Source organism: Thioclava sp. GXIMD2076 (assembly GCF_037949795.1).
Taxonomy (GTDB): domain Bacteria; phylum Pseudomonadota; class Alphaproteobacteria; order Rhodobacterales; family Rhodobacteraceae; genus Thioclava; species Thioclava kandeliae.
The window spans coordinates 253783-273175 of sequence record NZ_CP149932.1 but is presented as its reverse complement, the minus strand read 5'-3'; the positions used below and the strand labels follow the sequence as shown (position 1 = coordinate 273175).

Sequence of the window (19393 nt, the reverse complement as noted above, 5' to 3'; positions counted from 1 at the left end):
TTTTTCTATGCTCGGCGACGGGGTAGAACCCTGAAAACAGGTGGAGGACCCCGATGCTTTACGACATGCGCAAACTCGACGCCCAGATCGCGCTCTGGCTGGATGAGGATTGCGGCCAGTTCGATCTGACCGCCAAGATCATGGTGGAGGATGACGCGACGGGGCGGTTTGCCTTCAATGCGCGCGAGGACATGGTGCTGGCGGGGCTACCGATGGCAGCGCGGGTGTTCCGGCATCTGGACCCGAAGCTGAAGCTCGAGGTGCTGGCCGAGGAGGGCGAGCGGATCGATGCGGGCACCACCTTTGCCATTATCGAGGGCAACGCGCAGGCGATCCTGACGGGCGAGCGTGTGGCGCTGAACCTGTTGCAGCGGATGTGCGGGATTGCCACGCTGACCGCCGCCTATGTGGCAGAGATCGAGGGGACGGGTGCGTTTCTGGTGGACACGCGCAAGACCACGCCGGGGCTGCGCGGGCTCGAGAAATACGCGGTCACCTGTGGCGGCGGGCGCAACCACCGCCTGAGCCTCGATGGGGGTATTATGCTGAAGGACAACCATATCGCGGTGGCCGGATCGATCACCTTGGCGGTGGCCAGAGCCAAGGCGAAGGCACCGGTCCTGACCAAGATCGAGGTCGAATGCGACCGTCTGGAACAGGTCGAGGAAGCGCTTTCGGCAGGGGCCGATGTGATCATGCTCGACAATATGACCAATGACGAGATGCGGGCGGCGGTGGCGCTCGTGGGCGGGCGCGTGCCTCTGGAATGTTCGGGCGGGGTGCGTCTGGAGACGATCCGCGCCAAGGCCGGGACTGGCGTTGATTTCATCTCGGTCGGGCGGATCACCCAATCCGCGCCTTGTGTGGATATCGGGCTCGACGATCTCTGATCGTTTTTGTTGGACAGAACGGACCCTTGCTTTAGGTTAAGTCATGACCGCCGAGGGAGGATCTGGTTCATGCAGACTATCTCAGGCCTCGCGCCTGCCAAATCGCGCCGTTCCACATCTCGCGGGCTGTCGACTCCAGAGGAGATTGAAGCCCTTATCGCGCGGGTCGTTCTGCGTGATAAAGCCGCCTTTTCAGCGCTTTACGATGCCACCAGTGCCAAGCTGTTCGGGGTTTGCCTGAAGGTGCTCGACAACCGTGCCGAGGCCGAGGAGGCGCTGCAGGAGGTGTTCCTGCGGATCTGGCGCAAGGCCGACCGCTATAGTGTGACCGGCCATAGTCCGATGACATGGCTGATCACGCTCGCGCGCAATCTGGCCATCGACCGGTTGCGCAAGCGTCAGCGCGGGCGCACGGATATTGACGAGGTCTATGATCTGTCCGACGATAGGCCGGGGCCCGAAGCCTGCATGATCGCCAACTCCGAGGCCAAGCGCATCGGCTCCTGTCTGGAGATGCTGGAGGATGGGCGCGCCGATGCCGTGCGCGGGGCCTATCTCAACGGCGACAGTTATGCCGATCTGGCCGAACGTCACAATGTGCCGCTGAACACGATGCGGACATGGCTGCGCCGCAGCCTGATGAAGCTGAAGGATTGCATGAGCCAATGAGTGCGACGCCCGAATTCGATGATGATCTTCTGGCCGCCGAACAGGCGCTACGCCTTTTGCCTCCCGAGGAACAGGCCACCTTCGCTGCGCGTTTGCGCGACGAGCCCGCCTTGCGCGCGCGATTGCGCGATTGGGAGAGCCGTTTCGCGCCTCTGGCCGAGGACTTCCCAGAAGTGATGCCGCCAGCCTCGGTAAAGCGCCAACTGATGACCGAGATCGGTGCTCCGGCATCGCGCAGATCGCTGATGCTCTGGGGGTGGCTTGCAGGTGGTGTCGTGGCGGTGGGTATCACGGCGACCTTCTTCGTACCCGATATCATCAATACCCTGAATAACCCCGCCATTCCGGCCCTTCCCGGCTTTACACCGGGCATGCAGGCCAGCCTGATGGGCGCGGGCGACCAGCTTCTGGTGCAGGTGCAATATGATACCGGCACCGGCGAAGTGCGCTTGGTGCAAATGGCCGGGGTGCAGCATGCGACAGACCGGTCGATGGAGCTTTGGGTGATCCCTGCAGGGCAGAAGCCCGTCTCGCTGGGTCTTATGCCCGAACAGCGCGATGCCCATATGCCGATGCCCGATGAACTGCGCCCGATGCTGGCGGGCGCGACCTTCGCCATCACGGATGAGCCCAAAGGCGGCGCGCCAGACGGTGTGGCAACAGGTCCGGTCATCGCCAAGGGCGATATGATTTCCGTATAATCCACTCCGATTGCTGGAAGGGCCGCACATGAGGCGGCCCTTTTTTATGCGATGATCCGGACGGGGGTGCCCTTATAGGCGGGTGTGCCGGAGCGGAGTTCGTGATATTCCAACGGGATCAAGGGGTTCAGCTCGGGATAATAGCCCGCAACACAGCCATTGGGCAGATCGAATGCAGTGACGCTCAGTCCCTCGACACGGCGCTCGCGCCCGTCCTCGATATCGCAGACCAGCGTGACTTTCTGACCCTCCGAAAGCCCCGCCCGTTCCATTTCGCCGCGGTTGATGAGCACCACCATACGCGAGCCCGAAAGTCCCCGCAGGCGGTCCGAATGCCCGTAGATCGTGGTGTTGAACTGGTCGTTGGAGCGCATGGTATTGAGCGTGTAGCTCTGGCCACGCGCGGTGGTGCCGGGCTCTTGACCCAGCGCCGAAAGGGTCGTGGGCGTGGTGAAAAGCGCCTTTCCGGCCTCGTTGTTCCAGCGCCGCTCGCGGGCTGCATTGCCACGGTAGAACCCGCCCGCCTTCGACATGCGCAGGTTCATCTCGTGGAACTGCGCGGGCCAAGTGGCGGCGATCAGATCGCGCACATGGTCGTAATTCGCGGTCCAGTCATCCCATTGCAGCGCAGGATTGGCGGGTAGGGTGGCTTTGGCGATGCCCGCGATAATGGCAAGTTCGGATTTCAACTGGTCGCTTGGCGGCTTGGCGCGGCCCAGCGAGGCGAAGATATGGCTCATCGTGTCCTCGACGGTCTGCACCTGCGGTACGCCGTTCTGCAGATCCTCGTCGGTCCGTCCCAGACAGGGCAGGATATAGGACACCTTACCCGGATTGAGATGCGAGCGGTTGAGTTTGATCGCGATCGAGACGGTGAGGTTCTGCTTGCCCCATGCCTCTTCCAGCCGCTCGATATCGGGCATGGCGCGCAGGAGGTTGCCGCCGAGCGCGATGGTGGCTTTCACCCGGCCCTCGATCACGCCCTTACCGGCCTTCACGATATTCATCCCGCGTGTGCGGGGCAGGGTGACGCCGAACATCTTCTCCTGTTTGTCGAGCGGGAAGAGCGCGGGGTTCTCGCCGATCCCCACGGTGCGCTGCCCCTGCACGTTGGAGTGCCCGCGCACGGGCGAGATGCCCGCACCCAAACGGCCCATATTTCCGCGCAACAACAACAGGTTGACCAGCATGCCGAGGTTCAGCCACCCGTTGACATGCTGGGTCAGGCCCATGCCATAGACGCCGATCACGCGCTTGGCGTCGACATAGATTTCCGCAGCCTGCTCGATCATGGCGCGGGTCAGGCCCGAATGGTGCTCGATCTCCGCCCAGTCCATAGTGCGGATTTCTGCCATCGCCTCCTCGAGCCCCTGCGTATGCTCGGCGATGAAGTCATGGTCCAGCACTGTGCCGGGGGCGGCATCTTCGCGCGCGAGCGCATATTTGATCATGCCCGCCAGCACGGCGATATCCCCGCCGGGACGGACCTGATAGTAATGGTCCGAAATCTTGGTCGATTTGCCGGTGACCATCTGCTTGGGGCTCTGCGGGTCGGTGAACTCCAGCAGGCCCTTTTCGCGGATCGGGTTGAAGGTCACTACCTTGCAGCCGCGATCCACAGCCTCTTTCAGAGTGTGCAGCAGCCGCGGGCTGTTGGTGCCGGTATTCTGGCCAAAGAAGAACAGCGCATCGCAATGGTCGAAATCTTCCAGCGTGCAGGTGCCTACAGGAACGCCAAGATAGGTGTTGAGGTTCACCGAGGTGGTCTCGTGGCACATATTCGAAGATTGCGGCAGGTTGTTGGTGCCATAGATCCGCGCCAGCAACGCGTAGAGATAGGAGGGCTCGAGGCCCGCATGGCCCGAGGCATAGAAAACCGCCTCATCGGGGGTGATCCCGTTCAACTCTCGCCCGATCTCGGCAAAAGCTTCCTCCCACGCCACAGGCTGATAGCTGTCGGTGGTGGCATCATAACGCATCGGATGGGTCAGGCGACCTGCGGCTTCCAGATCATGATCGGTCCACTGGCGCAGGTCGCTGACCTTATGCGTAGCGAAGAAGGCAGGGCCCACCTTCTTCGTGGTCAGCTCCCACAACGTTGCCTTGGCGCCGTTCTCGCAGAATTCGAATGTTCCGGGATTTGCGGGCTTGGCCCATGCGCAGGACGAGCACATCGCGCCGCCAGTCTTGTTCAGCTTGGCAAGGATCTGCAGCGCCAAGGGCGTTGGAGGCTCTTTCTTCATGATCCGCGCGACGCCCTCAAGCGATCCCCATCCCCCTGCGGGTCGTTTATAGACAGGGGTGCCGGCATCGGCTTCAACGGGCGAATGGCTGTAATCTTCGGGTTTCATCGGCATCTCCCAGCGCGCAAGGCTCCTCTTTTGTGACGCGCCCAATGCGCAGGCACAAGTCTGGATGCGACAAATCATAGCACATCCCGAACCAATGGAACGAAATGCTGCGATACTACGTTCCTTCACGGTTGCAAAAATCTATGTGACGGCAAACGAGCGGAAGGAACCGAAGTTGTCAGAGCGAGAACAGGCCGCAGCGGATCAGGAGCATGCGGAAAAGAAACATGAAGCCTCGTTCGACGAGCACGAGCTTCGGGCCATCGAGAAAACGGGGGCGATGAGCCCGCCTGCCATTTTTGAATCGATCCGCCGCTCGGGGGTGGAAGAGCTGATGCGTCCGGCCTCGGCGCTGGTCATGTCCTCGCTCATTGCCGGGATCGCCATCGGGTTCTCGGTTTTCACCGAAGGTCTTCTGCGGTCTCATCTGCCTGATGCCGAATGGCGTCCACTTGTCGAGAATTTCGGTTATACGGTGGGCTTCCTGATCGTGATCATGGGGCAGATGCAGCTGTTCACCGAGAACACCATCACTGCGGTCTGTCCGGCGCTGGATGAGCCCGGACCGGAGGTGTTCCGGCGCCTTGCGCGGCTATGGGGGATCGTTTTCCTCTTCAACCTGATCGGCGCGACATTGTTCGGGATCGTGCTTTATCTCATGCGCGGCTATGATCCGGCGCTCTGGCAAGCGGTTCAGGAGCTTTCGGAAGAGGCCACCCATTTCCCGTGGCTCGAAACCATGTTGCGGGGGATTGGTGCGGGCTGGCTGATCGCGGCGCTTGTCTGGATGTTGCCTAATGCCCGCCAGTCCAAGCTGCTGATGATCGTCATCGTGACATGGATCATCGCGACAGCGGAATTTACCCATGTGGTGGCAGGCTCGACCGAGGCGACCATCGTGGTGCTATCGGGCAAGATGTCCGCGATCGGGGCGCTTACCGGTTTTACCCTGCCCGCATTGATCGGGAATGTGCTTGGCGGATCGGTATTCTTTACCGTTCTCACATGGGCGCAGATCAAGACCGAGCTGGAGGAGCCCAAGGAATGCCCGTGGCGCCATGAGGGGGATCCGCGCGCGAGACGGCGTAGCTGAGGGGCGCGGATGCGGAATGGAAAGGGGCCCGGCAGGGCCCCTTGACTTAATGTTATGCCGCGTTTGCGGTGTCATCATAGCCGGAGCCCGCGACGCGGAACTGGGTGATTGCCTCGTTCAGCGATTTTGCCTCTTGCGAGAGGGCCAGAGAGGCTGCTGATGTTTCCTCGAACATCGCCGCGTTCTGCTGGGTCATCTGGTCAAGCTGGGCGGTCGCCGAGTTGATTTCCCGAACGGCATGGGATTGTTCCTCGACCGAGTTGGCCACGCTGGAAATATTGGTCGCAATCTCGGCAATCGAGTCGGCAATACGCTGCAGGGCGGTATCGGTCTGGCCGACAAGATCTACGCCGATCTTCACGCTATCGGAGCTTTCCGAAATCAACCCGCCAATCTCGCTCGCCGCTTCCGACGAGCGCTGTGCAAGGGCCCGGACTTCGGAGGCCACGACCGCAAAGCCGCGCCCCGCATCGCCCGCTCGCGCAGCTTCCACGCCGGCATTGAGTGCCAGAAGGTTGGTCTGGAAGGCGATATCGTCGATCACACCAATGATCCGCGTGATCCGGTTGGAGCTTTCGGCGATGGAATTCATCGCAGCGACCGCCTGTGCCATAATATCGCGTGACGCAAGGGTTTCCGATTTCGAGCTATGTACGACCTTTTCGGTCCGGCGGCTGTTATCGGCGGCGGAAGCGGTGTTGGCCGCGAGTTCCTCGACCGCGGCCGCCGTTTCCTCAAGGGTCGCCGCCGTGCTTTCGGTGCGGTGCGACAGGTCGGTCGCGGCCTGACTGACCTCGGAGGCATTGTTGAGGATGTGGCTGACGCTCGACTGGATCGAACCTACCAGATGGCTGAGCGAGTCGATACTGCGGTTGTAATCCGCGCGCAGGGCCTCGTAGCTCTCGGGGAAGCGGGTCTCGATGCGCTGGGTCAGATCGCCTTGCGAAAGACGGCCAAGGGCCTTCGCGAGGGTGGAGACAACCTGCTCCTGCTCTGCCGCGCGCTCGGCCCGCTCGGCCTCGGCCAGTTCGGCAAGGCGCTGTTTCTCGGCCGCGGCGGCGTGCTCGCGCTCCATGTGTTCGCGTTCCTCGCGGGCCTTACGTTCCATCTCTGTACGCTCTGCCTCAAGCTTGCGCTGGGCTTCCGCCTCACGCTCGGCGGCCTCACGGGCCTCGGCCTCGCGCTGCTGTTCCTCCAACTCGCGATTGGCGAGAATGTTCTGCCTGAAGATCTGGAGCGCTTCGATCATCGCCCCCAGTTCGCCCCCGCGTTTTTTCGTGCCTTCGAGCGCATCGATATTGCCCTCGGCCAGATCGCGGGTGCGTCGGGTCAGATCCCGCAACGGGCGTACCAGAACCATCTGCAGGAAGCCGATCGTTACCATGAGCACGAGAAGCGAGGCACCGATTGCAAGCTCCATATTTCTGGTCGCCTTACCGATCTGGCTATCCAGAACGCCGGCGCGAGCGCTTACGCCGTCAAGGGCTTCGCCTCCCACTGCGGCAGCACCCGCACTGAGCTGGGTGATCTCGCTCAGCGCCGCACTCGAGGCGGTAGCCCCTGCCGCCAGCGCTTCGAGTTCGTTGCCGCGCCGTGCGATGACCCCGGTTTCGGGGTCGATCAGGTCATGCAGCATTGCGACATCGGTGTCATACCCGTCGCCGAGGCTAAAGATCAGCAGTTTTGCCTGACCCTCGACAGAGGCCTTATACCGGTCCAGACCGATCAGATCCCCCTCCATCGACACCGTAACGATCTGGCGAAGCAGGGATTGCGCATCGGCGCGGGCTTGGGGCGGACCCATCAGTTCAAGTTGCGAGACGAGGATCTCGAGCTTGCTGAGATCCTGACGGACGGCTGTATGCGCAAGCGAGGCATCCTCGCGGGCCGCCGCCAGCTGCAGGAGTTGCAGCTTGAATTCGGACATGCGGTCGGCGAGATCAATGGCCTGACGCGGCGGGCGCTGGCGGGCCAGTTCGAAGAAGGCCGCAAAGCGCTGCTCCGAGGTCTTCAGGACCTCATCGATCTCGGCAGGTGTATTGGCCAGAAGCAGCGCGGTGATCAGCTCGGGCAGGCGGTTGGCGCTTACCATGATATCGCTGGTATTGCGTAGATCGGGGACATTGTCTTCGGCCAGTTCGTGCATGCTCGTCGAAAACTGTTGGAAGACAAGCCATGCAACGGTGATGGCGGCGCCGAGAATAGTAACGAGGAGGATCTGGCTGAACGCGAGGCGCGGACCGATCCCAGCGAAGAAGTTATTGAATTTCTTAAGCATTTTGGTCTCCGCCGCCGGTCAGTTCATTGCGACCGACGCATCGGCCGGTTTCACGAGTTCAAAGGGTATCCAGACTTGCGGGGGCAGGGTCTCGCCCGCCAGAAGCTGCTGCGCGGAGACGATGGCGCCACGTGCCTGCTCGGCGGCGTTTTGCAATACAGTGACGTCGAGCTTGCCTTCGGCCATCGCCTTTCGGGCGGTGGCGGTGCCGTCGATGCCGCCGATCAGGATTGTGCTGTGATCGATACCTGCCTCGTCGAGAGCGGCAATCGCCCCCAGCGCCATATCATCATTATTAGCCACGACCGCATCGGGCAGGGGCCCCTCCGCCAGCCATTTCTCCATGATGGCACGTCCACCATCCACCGACCAGTTGCCAAAAGCTTCGGCTTGAATGGTGACGCCCGAGCAATGATCGGTGGCCAGTTCACTGTAATAGGCCTTGGTCCGCTCGCGCGCTGCTTCCGACACCAGATCGCCGACAAGGATCGACACCGTGCCCGTATTGCCCAATGCATCGCAGATATAGCCTACCTCGAGGCTGCCCGATTGGGTTTCGGGCGAGCCGACATAGACCTGCGGACCCTGCAGGACCTCCCAGTTCAGGGGTTTCGCATTTACGAAGACCAGAGGAATGCGGGCCTTCTGGGCCATACGCGAGATGGTCAGGCCGGAATCGGCGCTTACGGCATTCACGATCAGAGCATCGACCTTCATGTCGATGAGCTTCTGCACCTGTTCGAGCTGCGTTTCGGTGCTGTTCTGCGCATCCATGATCTCGAGATCCGTATCGGGCATGGAGGCTGCCGCATCGGTGAAGCCGCCCTCCAAAGCCTTGATGAAGATCTGGGATCTATCGATTAACGTTACCCCGTATGTCGCAGCCGCGAGCGGACTGGCGACACATAGGAGGACCGGAAAGAGCAGGCGCGCAAACATCAACTACCTCGTGCAAAGGACTGGCCGGAAAGTGATTCCCGGGGATTGACCTTCAGGGGTAGCAGTCGCGGCCTAAGAAAGTGCTTATTTCACCAAAAGATAGCTAAAATGCGATGTTATGGCAGGAAAACGGCCTGAAATCCGCTTGCCTTGCCGGGGATCGGGCTGTGCAGCTCGAGCGTTGCCCCCGACCTCTCGGCGATCACATGGGCAATCGCGAGACCCAACCCCGTGCCGTCTCCGGCACCATCCCCGCGGGCAAACCTGTCGGAGATGCGCGCCAGCTGCTCCGGCGGCAGGGCAGGCGCATCATTGCGGACGGTAAGCCTGCCATCGGGGCTGAGGCTTATCTCTACGCCGCCCGTCCCATGTTTGCGCGCGTTCTCGATGAGATTGCGCGCAAGGATTGCGAAGGCATCAGGGTCGAGATCACTCATCACGGGGCGGTCAGGACGGTTCACGTCCAGCCCGGCCGCGATTGCCGGATCGGCGCGGCGCATATCATCGAGCAGGATGTCGAGGATCATCCGCAGATCGTTTTTTCCGTCCAGACGGAGCTGCGCCCCTTCGGCGCGCGCCATCTGCATAAGCTTCTCGGAGAGGCGCGACAGACGCTTCAGCCCGCCCTCGATCTCCAGTGCCCGCGAGATCGCGACCGGATCGCTACTCTCGGCGCGCAGCCGCTGGGCCTGTGCGATGGCACCGGCCACGGGTGTGCGCATCTCATGCGCGGCATTGGAGGCAAAGCTGCGCTCGGAGTCGAAGGCGGCCTTGAGGCGCGACAAAACGGCATTGATTCCGTCGGCGATCGGGCGCAGCTCGGAGACCATGTGCTCGCTCTCCAACGGATCGAGACGCTGCGGCCCGCGAAGAGCCAGATCGTGCTCCAATTGGCGCACAGGATTGAGTGCCCGCCGCACCGCCCAGAAGATCCCGCCCAGCCCGAGGGGCAACGCGATCAGCAGCGGTAGCGACAGCAGCAGGATCATATTGCGTCGCACCGCCTGCCGGTGGTCGAGCGGCTCTGCCACGGTGATCGACAGGCCCGCGCGGGGAGAATAATCGGTAAAAGTGCGATAGCCCGACAAGGTCAGGAAACCGGGCGTGATATCGTCGGAGATGGCGATGTCCTCGCTGCCATCGGTTTGCAACAGAACATCACCGGCCTGATTGCGCACGATGAATTCGACGGTGTCGGGCCGGTCATCCAGCCGTGCCACCGCGCGGTTTTCGGGCGGCGGCGGCGGCCAGAGGCGGTCGTTGGGCGAGCGGTCATTGCGCTGCGGGTCGGGTCGGGAGCGCGCATTTGGCGACTGGTTCTCGCGGGTGCTGTGATCACGCGTGCCCTGCTGGACCTCACCGGAGTTGCGCGCCCGCAGGCGTTGTTCGCGCAGAGCGAAAGGCAGGATGCGCTGCGCGGTATCGCTTAGTTCGCGGTCGAAGACGCGGTTCATCTCGCGGCTCATGAGCCCTGCGGTGACCACGGCGGCCGCCAGCCACAGGACCGCGACGCCCGCACCGATGAGAAGCGCGATGCGCAGTCCCAGAGAACGGGGCAGCCTCATTGTGCCACCAGTCGGTAGCCCAGCCCGCGCTCGGTCTGGATGCGGTCACGGCCCAGTTTCTTGCGAAGGTGGCTGACATGGACCTCGATCGTATTGGAGCCGATCTCGTCATCGAAACTGTAGAGAGCCTCTTCCAGCTGGGCTTTGGACAAAAGCTGGCCCGGACGGGCGAGAAACGCCTCGAACAGCGCCCATTCGCGCCCCGTCAGGGTTACGGGAAGCCCCTCGCGGGTCACCGATTTTGCAGGCAGGTCGATGCGCAGATCGGCAATATCCACCGTCGGGTTCGGATTGCCGCTATAGCGCCGTGCGACCGATCCGATGCGCGCTGATAGCTCGTCCAGATCGAAGGGCTTGACCAGATAGTCATCTGCCCCCGCATTCAGCCCCGCGATGCGGTCGCTGACCTGATCGAGGGCGGTCAGGATGATCACCGGCACCGTGGAGCCGCCCGTCCGCTGGTCTTTCAGAAACGGAATGCCGCGCCCGTCGGGCAGCATGAGGTCCAGCAGGATGAGGTCGAAACGCGAGATCTTTGTCAGATCACGCGCCTCCTCCAGCGTCTGGGCCCAGTCGAGCGAATGCCCGTCCGCGCGGATCTGGTCGCTGACGGCACTGCCGAGGCTCTGATCGTCTTCGACAAGAAGAATGCGCATGGGGGCGGGTCCTTTCGGCTACGGATCGGGGGTGGTTCAAGGGATGCCGTCTGCGCGCGTTTATTGCAAGAGCAGGCGGGCGATGGCATCGACCTGCGCACCGGCGCCTTGGGCGATCTCGGCGGGCGACTGCTCGGGCGTGCCGCTATAGCCCGCCGCTTGCAGGCGCGTCAGCAGGGCGGTGCTGTCACTGTCCAGAACCGGCGCGATCTCCGAGATCGGGGCGTCGAGCAGCTTCTGTGCAAGGGCGAATTGCGGGGGACGCCCGCCCTTGGCGGTGCTTTCCGAACTGATCGGCAGGGCGAATGCCACGGCCGCAATCAGCGAGGCCACGAGGGCAAGCAGCATCGGCGGCGCCTTGAAATAGGCTTTCAGGGGTCGCCAGTTGCGCCACAGATGCAGAACGAAGGGAATGACGAGCACCATCGACAGCCATTCATGCATGCTGTGGAACCAGCCCATCTGCCAATGGAAGAACAGGGCGACGCCCGAGACGAGGGAAACGAGGAATAATCCGGTGATGAGTGGTGTCGCATAGCGGAAAAGGGTCTGGCGCATAATAAACTCCGGAGAAAGCGGGCCTATCTCCGGAGCGTAGCGTGCGAGTCTGATGCGAAGCTGAAGCTTACATCGATTTGTCGCTGGAATCGGCCTGACCCTTGATCCAGTAGCCTGCGGCCTTCATCCAGGGCAGGGGATGGCCGCGCTGCTCCAATGCGTCGCGGATGGCGCGCGCGACAGCGGCCTCTGCGGCGATCCAGACAAAGGTGCCCTCTGGCAGATCGAGCGAGGCGAGCCGCTCGAGGAAGGGCGCAGGGTCCGTCGGATCGTCGCGATGGATCCACAGCGCCAATGTCTGCGCGGGAGAGGGCAGGGGCTGTTCGTCCTCGGGGCCCTGTACGGCAACGAGGCTGGTGGCCGGAATATCGGCGGGAAGCTCCGCAAGGCGGCGGCCGATGGCGGGCAGGGCGGTCTCGTCGCCGATCAGCAGCCAGCTGCGGATCGGGCCCGTGATAGTCTGCGATCCGCGTGGCCCGCCGATCCGCGCTTCGTCCCCGACGGACACCGATTTGGCCCAGAGCGTGGCGGGGCCTGCATCATGTAGCGCGAAATCGACGGTCAGCGTGAGGGTTTCGGGGTCGAAGGCGCGGGGCGTGTATTCACGCATCACCGGCTCGCCATCCGCATCGGGTACGATCAGTTTGAAATGGTCGTCGGGAGCGGTCGAGGTGAACCCCTCTAGCTCGGGCCCCGAGAAGACGAGGCGCAGCATATTGGGAGTGAGCCGGGTGATCTCGGAGACGGTCAGCGTGCGACGGACAAGCTCGTGACGCTGACGCTCAATGCGCGGTAAGGTATCTGATGTGGTCATGGGAAATCCTGAATTGCAATCTATGCGGGGGGCCGGATGGTGCCGGCACATTTCCTGATTAAAAAAATCGAGAATTAGGCCCGGGTCAAGGCGTCCGGTTGCGAGGCGGTTGTGCATATGGTCACAGGTCAGCCGCGGTAGCGCGGGTTGGGGAACATTTTGCGAATTTCAAGTTGTGACATGCTCTAAAGGCATGACGTGTGTTCATAACCGGCATGCAAAATTGTAAAATTGCCGTGATTAAAAAAGTGAACTTTGCCTGGTATCTTCTGCCCTAAAATTATACAGATTTGATACGGATCAGTTTTGTCAACTCACGTCTCCATGAGTTGTCACGCAGCGCAGATCAAGAAAATTTTTATTCGAAAAATCAAGTTCATCATTAAAAAAATCTCTATTTTACATCCTCTTGAGGGGGCGTGTTGCGACGTTTTTACACAGGAATGCGATCTGATTCGTTTACCTGTATTTCAACCCAGGGAATCGGCTGCAAAAATCTTGCCGGAAATTCAGCGCGTCGGAATGTCGCATAGAGATTTAACCTGTTGATGCATAATGCAGGCTCTAGTCTTGTCTTGGCCCCCTGCTCGTGGCATGTGGTCCCGACTTTTACTACAAATTGCGGCGAGGGTGCTGCATTGCATGCCCGAAGCTGCAAAGCTGCAAGAGGCACGCATTGTTGAAACACCTCAAACTCCCGCTGATGCTGTTGGCGGCAGCGTCGCTGGCGGGATGTCAGTACGAAGTTCTTTTCCCCAGCGGCTGGGTCGCTGAGCAAGAGCGCGACCTACTGGTCATCTCGACAGTCCTGATGCTGCTGATCATCATCCCTGTTGTCATCATGACGGTCTATTTCCCCTGGAAATACCGCCACGATCGCGATGACCAGAGCGATTACGAGCCCGAATTCGCGCATTCGACCAAGATCGAAGTCGTTGTCTGGGGCATTCCGGTCATCATCGTCGCCATTCTCGGCGTCATCCTGGCGATCTATACCTATCGCCTCGACCCCTATCGTCCGCTCGACCATACCGAGAACATGGGCGCACCGGTCGAAGTCGAAGCGGTCTCGCTCGACTGGAAATGGCTGTTCATCTATCCCGAGCAGGGCGTGGCTTCCGTCAATGAACTGGTGATCCCCGAGGGACGCCCGATCAATATGAAGCTCTCCGGCTCGACCGTGATGAACACGTTCTGGGTTCCGGCGCTTGCGGGTATGGTCTACTCGATGGCTGGCATGGAAACCAAACTGCATTTCATCGCGGATGAAACCGGTGATTTCCAGTCGCGTTCCGCCCATTACTCGGGTCCCGGTTTCTCGAAGATGACGTTCACCACGCATGCCGTGAACGACGCCGATTTCGACGCATGGGTCGCCAAAGCCAAGGCGGAAGGCGAGCCTCTGACCCGCGAATCCTACTTGCAGCTTGAGCAGCCCACCATCGATGCACCCGTCAGCTATTACAGCTCCGTCGTGGACGGTCTGTTCGACCGTATCGTCGGGCTGTGTGTTGAAGAGAACAAGGTTTGCATGAACGAGATGATGATGCTCGATATGCATCGTGATCAGATCGCGGGCCACGAAGGCGAGAAAGCCGAAGGCGAGAGCGGCGAACATGCCACCATCGGCATGCCCAAGCACCTGTTCGAATATGACGACCAGCGTGCGATCGACGGTCACGGTAACCTGATCTCGCTGCCGGCAGATACCTCCGAGGAGCACATGTCCGCACTCGACGCGCGTCAGATCATGGCGCAAGCCGCGCTTGGCGCCGATGGCCTCTGCCTCCCGAACCAGGAGTATAAAACCAATGTTAACTGAAGAAGCTCGCGTGGCGCAGGAGACGATCTCCCCGATCTTCGGGCGGCTCAGTCTCTCGTCCATTCCCTACCATGAGCCGATTCTGATCGCGACCTTCGCAGGTGTTGCCGTTGCAGGCATCATCGTTCTGGCGCTCATGACCTATTTCAAGGCATGGAAACCGCTCTGGACCGATTGGGTCACCACGATCGACCACAAGAAGATCGGCATCATGTATATGGTGCTCGGTTTCATCATGTTCGTGCGCGGCTTTGCCGACGCGCTGATGATGCGCGCGCAGCAGGCAATGGCTGCGGGCGGGGCAGAGGGCTACCTTCCGCCGCACCACTATGACCAGGTCTTCACCGCTCACGGCGTGATCATGATCTTCTTCGTGGCCATGGCCTTCATCACCGGTGTGATGAACTTCGTCATGCCCGTGCAGATCGGTGCCCGCGACGTGGCCTTCCCCTTCCTGAACAACTTTTCGTTCTGGATGACGGTGGCCGGCGCGCTTCTGGTCAACATCTCGCTGTTCATCGGTGAGTTCGCACGCGTCGGCTGGCTGGCCTTCCCGCCGCTATCGGGCGCTGCCTATTCGACCGGGCCGGGGATGGATTACTATCTCTGGGCGCTGAACATCGCGGGTATCGGGACAACGCTTTCGGGCGTGAACATGTGCGCCACCATCTTCAAGATGCGTGCGCCGGGCATGTCGCTGTTCCGTATGCCGGTCTTCACCTGGACCGCGCTGTGCACGAACATCCTGATCGTGGCGGCCTTCCCGGTTCTGACCGCAACCCTCGTGATGCTGACGCTCGACCGCTACATCGGAACGCATTTCTTCACCAACGACCTTGGTGGGAACGCGATGATGTATGTCAACCTGATCTGGATCTGGGGTCACCCGGAGGTCTACATCCTCATCCTGCCCTGCTTCGGGATCTTCTCGGAAGTCGTGGCGACCTTCTCCGGCAAGCCGCTCTTCGGCTACAAGACGATGGTCTGGGCAACGATGTCGATCATGGTTCTGTCCTTCATCGTGTGGCTGCACCACTTCTTCACGATGGGGTCGGGCGCTGCCGTGAATACCTTCTTCGGTATCACGACGATGATCATCGCCGTGCCGACGGGTGTGAAGATCTTCAACTGGATCTTCACCATGTATAAAGGCCGCGTGCGGTTCGAGACCCCGATGTACTGGGTGATCGGCGGTATCGTGACCTTCACCATCGGTGGTATGACCGGCGTTATGCTGGCAATCCCGCCGGTCGACTTCCAGCTCCACAACTCGCTGTTCCTGATCGCGCACTTCCATAACGTCATCATCGGTGGTGTTGTCTGGGCGATCTATGCAGCTGTCTACTTCTGGTGGCCCAAAGCCTTCGGCTTCAAGCTGCATGACGGTCTGGGCAAAGCGTCCTTCTGGTGCTGGTTCGTGGGCTTCTACCTTGCCTTCATGCCGCTCTACCTGCTGGGCTTCATCGGCGTGACGCGCCGGATCAACTCCTATTCGGATCCGTCCTGGCAGCCCTATTTCGTCGTTGCCGCCATCGGTGCACTGTTCATCCTGGCCGGCATCCTGCTGAGCTTCGCGAACTTCGCCTACTCGATCTACAAGCGTAAAGAGCTGGCTTGTGGCTCGGACCCGTGGAATGCGCGTACGCTCGACTGGGCAACCTCGTCCCCGCCGGCGAAGTACAACTTCCCGCAGGATCTCCACATCAACGGGATCGACGAATTCTGGGCGATGAAACAGCGTGGGTTCAAGTGGTCGACCGACTACCAGCCGATCCACATGCCGCATTACACGCCCGCAGGGTTTGTCATTTCGGCGCTGGCCTTCATCTTCGGCTTCGCAATGATCTGGTATATCTGGTGGCTGGCTGTCGTAAGCTTCGTCGGTGTCGTCGCCTACACGATCTACCATACCTTCAACTACAACCGTGACTACTACATCCCCGTAGAAGAGATCGCGGAAACCGAAGCAAAGGGAAATGCAGCATGACGATGCTTGATACCCCCGTCACCGGCCCCATCAAGGGGCCGGAAGGTCCGGACCATCATCAGGACCATCATCATGTGAGCCCGACGCCGATCGGTTTCTGGCTCTACCTGATGTCGGACTGCATCATCTTCGGCACGCTCTTTGCGACCTATGCCGTTCTTGGTGGCAACTATGCCGGCGGCCCGGGCCCGAAAGATCTGTTCGAACCGTCACTGGTGCTGTGGGAAACCGCGCTGCTGTTGATCTCGTCGATCACCTTCGGTGTGGCCATGCTGAATGCGACTGCCCACAAGCTTGGCGGCACGATCATGTGGCTCATCATCACGCTGGCCTTCGGTCTGGGCTTCCTCGGCATCGAACTTTACGAATTCCATCACTTCATCAGCATTGGCGCAGGCCCCGATCGTTCGGCCTTCCTGTCCGCCTTCTTCCTGCTGGTGGGGACCCATGGTCTGCACGTAACCTTCGGGTCGATCTGGCTGATCACTCTGGTCTTCCAGCTCCGTAAGCACGGTCTGATCGAGGCGAATATGCGCCGCCTGTCGACGCTGTCGATGTTCTGGCACTTCCTCGACCTGATCTGGATCGGCGTCTTCTCCTTTGTCTATCTCGTGAGGCTCGTCTAATGGCTGAACATAGCTCGCATTCGCATGGCTCCATGGGCCAGCTGATGATCGGCTTCGTCCTTGCCGTCATCCTGTCGATCATCCCCTTCTATCTGGTGATGGCCGATGTGGATATGTCGCGGACGACCATCGTCGGGATCATCATGGGTCTGGGCGCCGTCCAGATCATCGTGCACCTCGTCTACTTCCTCCATGTCAACCGTTCGGTTGAAGAGGGCTGGACGCTGGCAGCCACCGTTCTGGCGGTCATCATCCTTGTTATCGTTCTCGCAGGCTCGCTCTGGGTCATGCACAATATGAACGAAAACATGCAGCCGATGCCGACCCAGGAACAGATGATGGAAATGATGAACCTCCAGAACCAGCAGGGCTGATCTGGACATCATGACCGAATGACGGGGCCGGGAAACTGGCCCCGTTTTGCTATCTGCTTCTCTCTAGCAATCCGGAGACCTCCTATGACTACCGAAATCCGCTGGGTCCGTTTGGGCATCGCAACCGTTCTGGCTGCCGCTTTCGTCGCGCTTTTCATGTCGCTCGGCATCTGGCAGGTGCATAGGCTACATTGGAAGCTCGATCTCATCGCGCGGGTCGATGCGCGGGTGGCGGCAGAGCCGGTGCCGGCGCCCGGCCCCGCGGACTGGGCGGGGATCACCCGCGAGGGAGATGAATACCGCCATGTCGAGGTGGATGGCACTTTCATGAACGAGGACGAGGTGCTGATCTACACGCCCTCAATGTTCGGACCGGGCTACTGGGTGCTGACGCCGCTCAAGCGCGATGACGGCACGATCGTGATGATCAACCGTGGCGTGGTCTCGGAGGAGAAGAAATCTCCCGACAGCCGTGTGGCGCCCGAGGGCAAGCAGCACATCACCGGCCTGCTGCGGATCACCGAGGATCACGGCTATCTCTTCAGCCAGAAGGACCGTCCTGAGGATGGCGTCTGGTATCGCCGTGATATCGCTTCGATCACCAAAACCAAGGGGCTCGAAAACGCGGCTCCCTATTTCATCGATCAGGATCTGACCGATCCCGAGGGTTTCCCGCGCGGGGGCCAGACGGTGGTGAAATTCCGCAATTCTCATCTGAGCTACGCCATCACATGGTTTGCTATGGCGGCACTCAGCCTTGTGGGCTGGGTCGTCGTGCTGCGGCAAGAGCTGAAGAAGCGCGGCTGAGTGCCGCAATAATGTGCAATGCGGGGCAGGTTTTCTGAAAAGCCGCCCTCCGCCCCAGCCGGAATATTGCGCGCTGTGAACAAACTCTGGTAATAGGAACCATGCGGCAACGACGTCGCGTCGACTTTCTAGGATTCCGGGCGAAGCTGCCTGACCCCCTGCATATGCGGTGAGGTCTGGCGGCTTTTTTGTTTTGAGGAACATGACGATGATGGGTCTTCCTATTGCTCTTCGCGACCGCATGCGCTGGTTCGGCATCGGTCTGGGTCTGGTCGATGCGCCGGTCCGGGCCAGTAGCGGGCGATCGCTTGCCGCAGGGCAGGATCAAGAGGCACCGCGACGCGGACATATCTCGCTTGTGGGGGCGGGGCCGGGAGCCGCCGACCTGCTGACTCTACGGGCTGTGGATCATATCCGGCGAGCGGATGTCGTGCTCTATGACCGGTTGATCTCGGACGAAATCCTCGACCTGATCCCAAGCGGGATCGAGACTGTCTATGTTGGCAAGGCGGTGGGCGCCTGCGCCTGGCCGCAAGACAAGATCGACGCGCTGATCGTGGAGGAGGCTCTGAAAGGTCGGCGCGTGGTGCGGCTGAAATCCGGCGACCCGTCGATTTTCGGTCGGGCCTGCGAAGAGATCGCTGCCGCCCGTGCAGCCGATATTCCGGTCGAGATTATCCCCGGGATCACGGCGGCCTCGGCGGCGGCTGCGAGTCTGACGCGTCCGCTCACCTCGCGCGGGCTAACCGATACATTCGTTCTGACGACCGGCACCTGCCGCCCCGGCGACGCGCCCTCCGACCGGACCCGTTTTGCCCGTCCCGGCACCTCGATGGCCTTCTATATGGCGGTCGAGCGGGCAGGAGAGATCCAGCGCGATCTTCTGGAGGCCGGTGTGCCGCCCGAATGCGAGATCGACGTTGTAGCTTCGGTCAGCACGCCGCATGAGCGCAAGGGGCAGATGACGCTTGGCACGCTGACGCAGGAGATCGAGGCGCAGGATCTTCATAGCCCTGCTGTGATCTTCATCCGCTACCCCAAGACGATGGCGGCATGTGAAATACCGGCGCAGGCGGGCTTGCAAGCGGTCGAATAATGCGCGTGACGCATTGCTTGGGACGGATGGAAACCGGGCTCGCGCCCGGTTTTCTTTTGGGTGTATTTTTAATGTGCTGTTTATTTTGTCAATTATGCAGCTTGTTGCTTAGTTTGGGGCAAGTTTTTCAATATCTCATGGGCGCTGCCAGATTTTTACGGAACGTC

17 protein-coding genes are annotated in these 19393 nt (G+C 60.8%); 10 read left to right on the top strand and 7 right to left on the bottom strand.

Features of this window, described 5'->3' with window-relative positions:
* The first annotated feature begins 53 nt into the window (after positions 1 to 53).
* The 3 genes from nadC (at position 54) to WDB91_RS01395 (ending at position 2260) form a co-directional block, all read left to right on the top strand.
* The gene (gene nadC, locus WDB91_RS01405; RefSeq protein ID WP_339113386.1) at positions 54 to 890 is read left to right on the top strand and encodes a carboxylating nicotinate-nucleotide diphosphorylase; all 837 of its coding nucleotides are present in this window, start codon (positions 54 to 56) and stop codon (positions 888 to 890) included.
* Positions 891 to 1016: 126 nt separating this feature from the next.
* Positions 1017 to 1559, top strand: a complete 543-nt coding sequence (locus tag WDB91_RS01400; RefSeq protein ID WP_339114426.1) for a sigma-70 family RNA polymerase sigma factor — start codon at positions 1017 to 1019, stop codon at positions 1557 to 1559.
* Positions 1556 to 2260 carry an anti-sigma factor gene (locus WDB91_RS01395; protein WP_339113385.1) on the top strand — a complete coding sequence of 235 codons (705 nt, stop codon included), beginning with the start codon at positions 1556 to 1558 and terminating at the stop codon, positions 2258 to 2260. The genes WDB91_RS01400 and WDB91_RS01395 overlap by 4 nt, the downstream gene beginning before the upstream one ends.
* 44 nt (positions 2261 to 2304) lie before the next feature.
* Here the strand turns inward: WDB91_RS01395 and WDB91_RS01390 are convergent, their stop codons facing one another.
* Positions 2305 to 4611: an FdhF/YdeP family oxidoreductase gene (locus WDB91_RS01390; RefSeq protein ID WP_339113384.1), complete on the bottom strand. Its 2307-nt coding sequence runs from the start codon at positions 4609 to 4611 to the stop codon at positions 2305 to 2307.
* A gap of 175 nt (positions 4612 to 4786) precedes the next feature.
* Between WDB91_RS01390 and WDB91_RS01385 the strand changes: the two genes are divergently transcribed.
* On the top strand, positions 4787 to 5704 hold the full coding sequence (locus WDB91_RS01385; protein ID WP_339113383.1) for a formate/nitrite transporter family protein: 918 nt from the start codon (positions 4787 to 4789) through the stop codon (positions 5702 to 5704).
* Positions 5705 to 5756: 52 nt separating this feature from the next.
* On the opposite strand, the gene WDB91_RS01380 is transcribed toward WDB91_RS01385, so the two are convergent.
* The 6 genes from WDB91_RS01380 to WDB91_RS01355 form a co-directional block, all read right to left on the bottom strand.
* Positions 5757 to 7982, bottom strand: a complete 2226-nt coding sequence (locus WDB91_RS01380) for a methyl-accepting chemotaxis protein (protein WP_339113382.1) — start codon at positions 7980 to 7982, stop codon at positions 5757 to 5759.
* Between the two features lie 18 nt (positions 7983 to 8000).
* Positions 8001 to 8921, bottom strand: a complete 921-nt coding sequence (locus WDB91_RS01375) for a substrate-binding domain-containing protein (protein WP_339113381.1) — start codon at positions 8919 to 8921, stop codon at positions 8001 to 8003.
* A 116-nt stretch (positions 8922 to 9037) separates the two neighbouring features.
* Positions 9038 to 10486 (bottom strand): HAMP domain-containing sensor histidine kinase, encoded by a 1449-nt coding sequence (locus WDB91_RS01370; RefSeq protein ID WP_339113380.1) that lies wholly within the window; start codon positions 10484 to 10486, stop codon positions 9038 to 9040.
* On the bottom strand, positions 10483 to 11142 hold the full coding sequence (locus tag WDB91_RS01365) for a response regulator transcription factor (protein WP_339113379.1): 660 nt from the start codon (positions 11140 to 11142) through the stop codon (positions 10483 to 10485). The genes WDB91_RS01370 and WDB91_RS01365 overlap by 4 nt, the downstream gene beginning before the upstream one ends.
* 60 nt (positions 11143 to 11202) lie before the next feature.
* Positions 11203 to 11700: a DUF4405 domain-containing protein gene (locus tag WDB91_RS01360; RefSeq protein ID WP_339113378.1), complete on the bottom strand. Its 498-nt coding sequence runs from the start codon at positions 11698 to 11700 to the stop codon at positions 11203 to 11205.
* Between the two features lie 67 nt (positions 11701 to 11767).
* On the bottom strand, positions 11768 to 12514 hold the full coding sequence (locus WDB91_RS01355; protein ID WP_339113377.1) for a siderophore-interacting protein: 747 nt from the start codon (positions 12512 to 12514) through the stop codon (positions 11768 to 11770).
* A gap of 676 nt (positions 12515 to 13190) precedes the next feature.
* Here WDB91_RS01355 and cyoA point away from each other — a divergent pair.
* The 6 genes from cyoA (at position 13191) to cobA (ending at position 19226) form a co-directional block, all read left to right on the top strand.
* Positions 13191 to 14336 carry a ubiquinol oxidase subunit II gene (cyoA, locus tag WDB91_RS01350; RefSeq protein WP_339113376.1) on the top strand — a complete coding sequence of 382 codons (1146 nt, stop codon included), beginning with the start codon at positions 13191 to 13193 and terminating at the stop codon, positions 14334 to 14336.
* The gene (gene cyoB, locus WDB91_RS01345) at positions 14326 to 16323 is read left to right on the top strand and encodes a cytochrome o ubiquinol oxidase subunit I (protein ID WP_339113375.1); all 1998 of its coding nucleotides are present in this window, start codon (positions 14326 to 14328) and stop codon (positions 16321 to 16323) included. The genes cyoA and cyoB overlap by 11 nt, the downstream gene beginning before the upstream one ends.
* A gap of 2 nt (positions 16324 to 16325) precedes the next feature.
* The gene (cyoC, locus tag WDB91_RS01340) at positions 16326 to 16949 is read left to right on the top strand and encodes a cytochrome o ubiquinol oxidase subunit III (protein WP_339114425.1); all 624 of its coding nucleotides are present in this window, start codon (positions 16326 to 16328) and stop codon (positions 16947 to 16949) included.
* Positions 16949 to 17323 carry a cytochrome o ubiquinol oxidase subunit IV gene (cyoD, locus tag WDB91_RS01335; RefSeq protein ID WP_339113374.1) on the top strand — a complete coding sequence of 125 codons (375 nt, stop codon included), beginning with the start codon at positions 16949 to 16951 and terminating at the stop codon, positions 17321 to 17323. The genes cyoC and cyoD overlap by 1 nt, the downstream gene beginning before the upstream one ends.
* Positions 17324 to 17407: 84 nt before the next feature.
* Positions 17408 to 18130, top strand: a complete 723-nt coding sequence (locus WDB91_RS01330) for an SURF1 family protein (RefSeq protein ID WP_339113373.1) — start codon at positions 17408 to 17410, stop codon at positions 18128 to 18130.
* Positions 18131 to 18338: 208 nt separating this feature from the next.
* A complete protein-coding gene (gene cobA, locus WDB91_RS01325) occupies positions 18339 to 19226 on the top strand; it encodes a uroporphyrinogen-III C-methyltransferase (RefSeq protein WP_339113372.1) in 888 nt (295 codons plus the stop codon).
* Positions 19227 to 19393 lie beyond the last annotated feature (167 nt).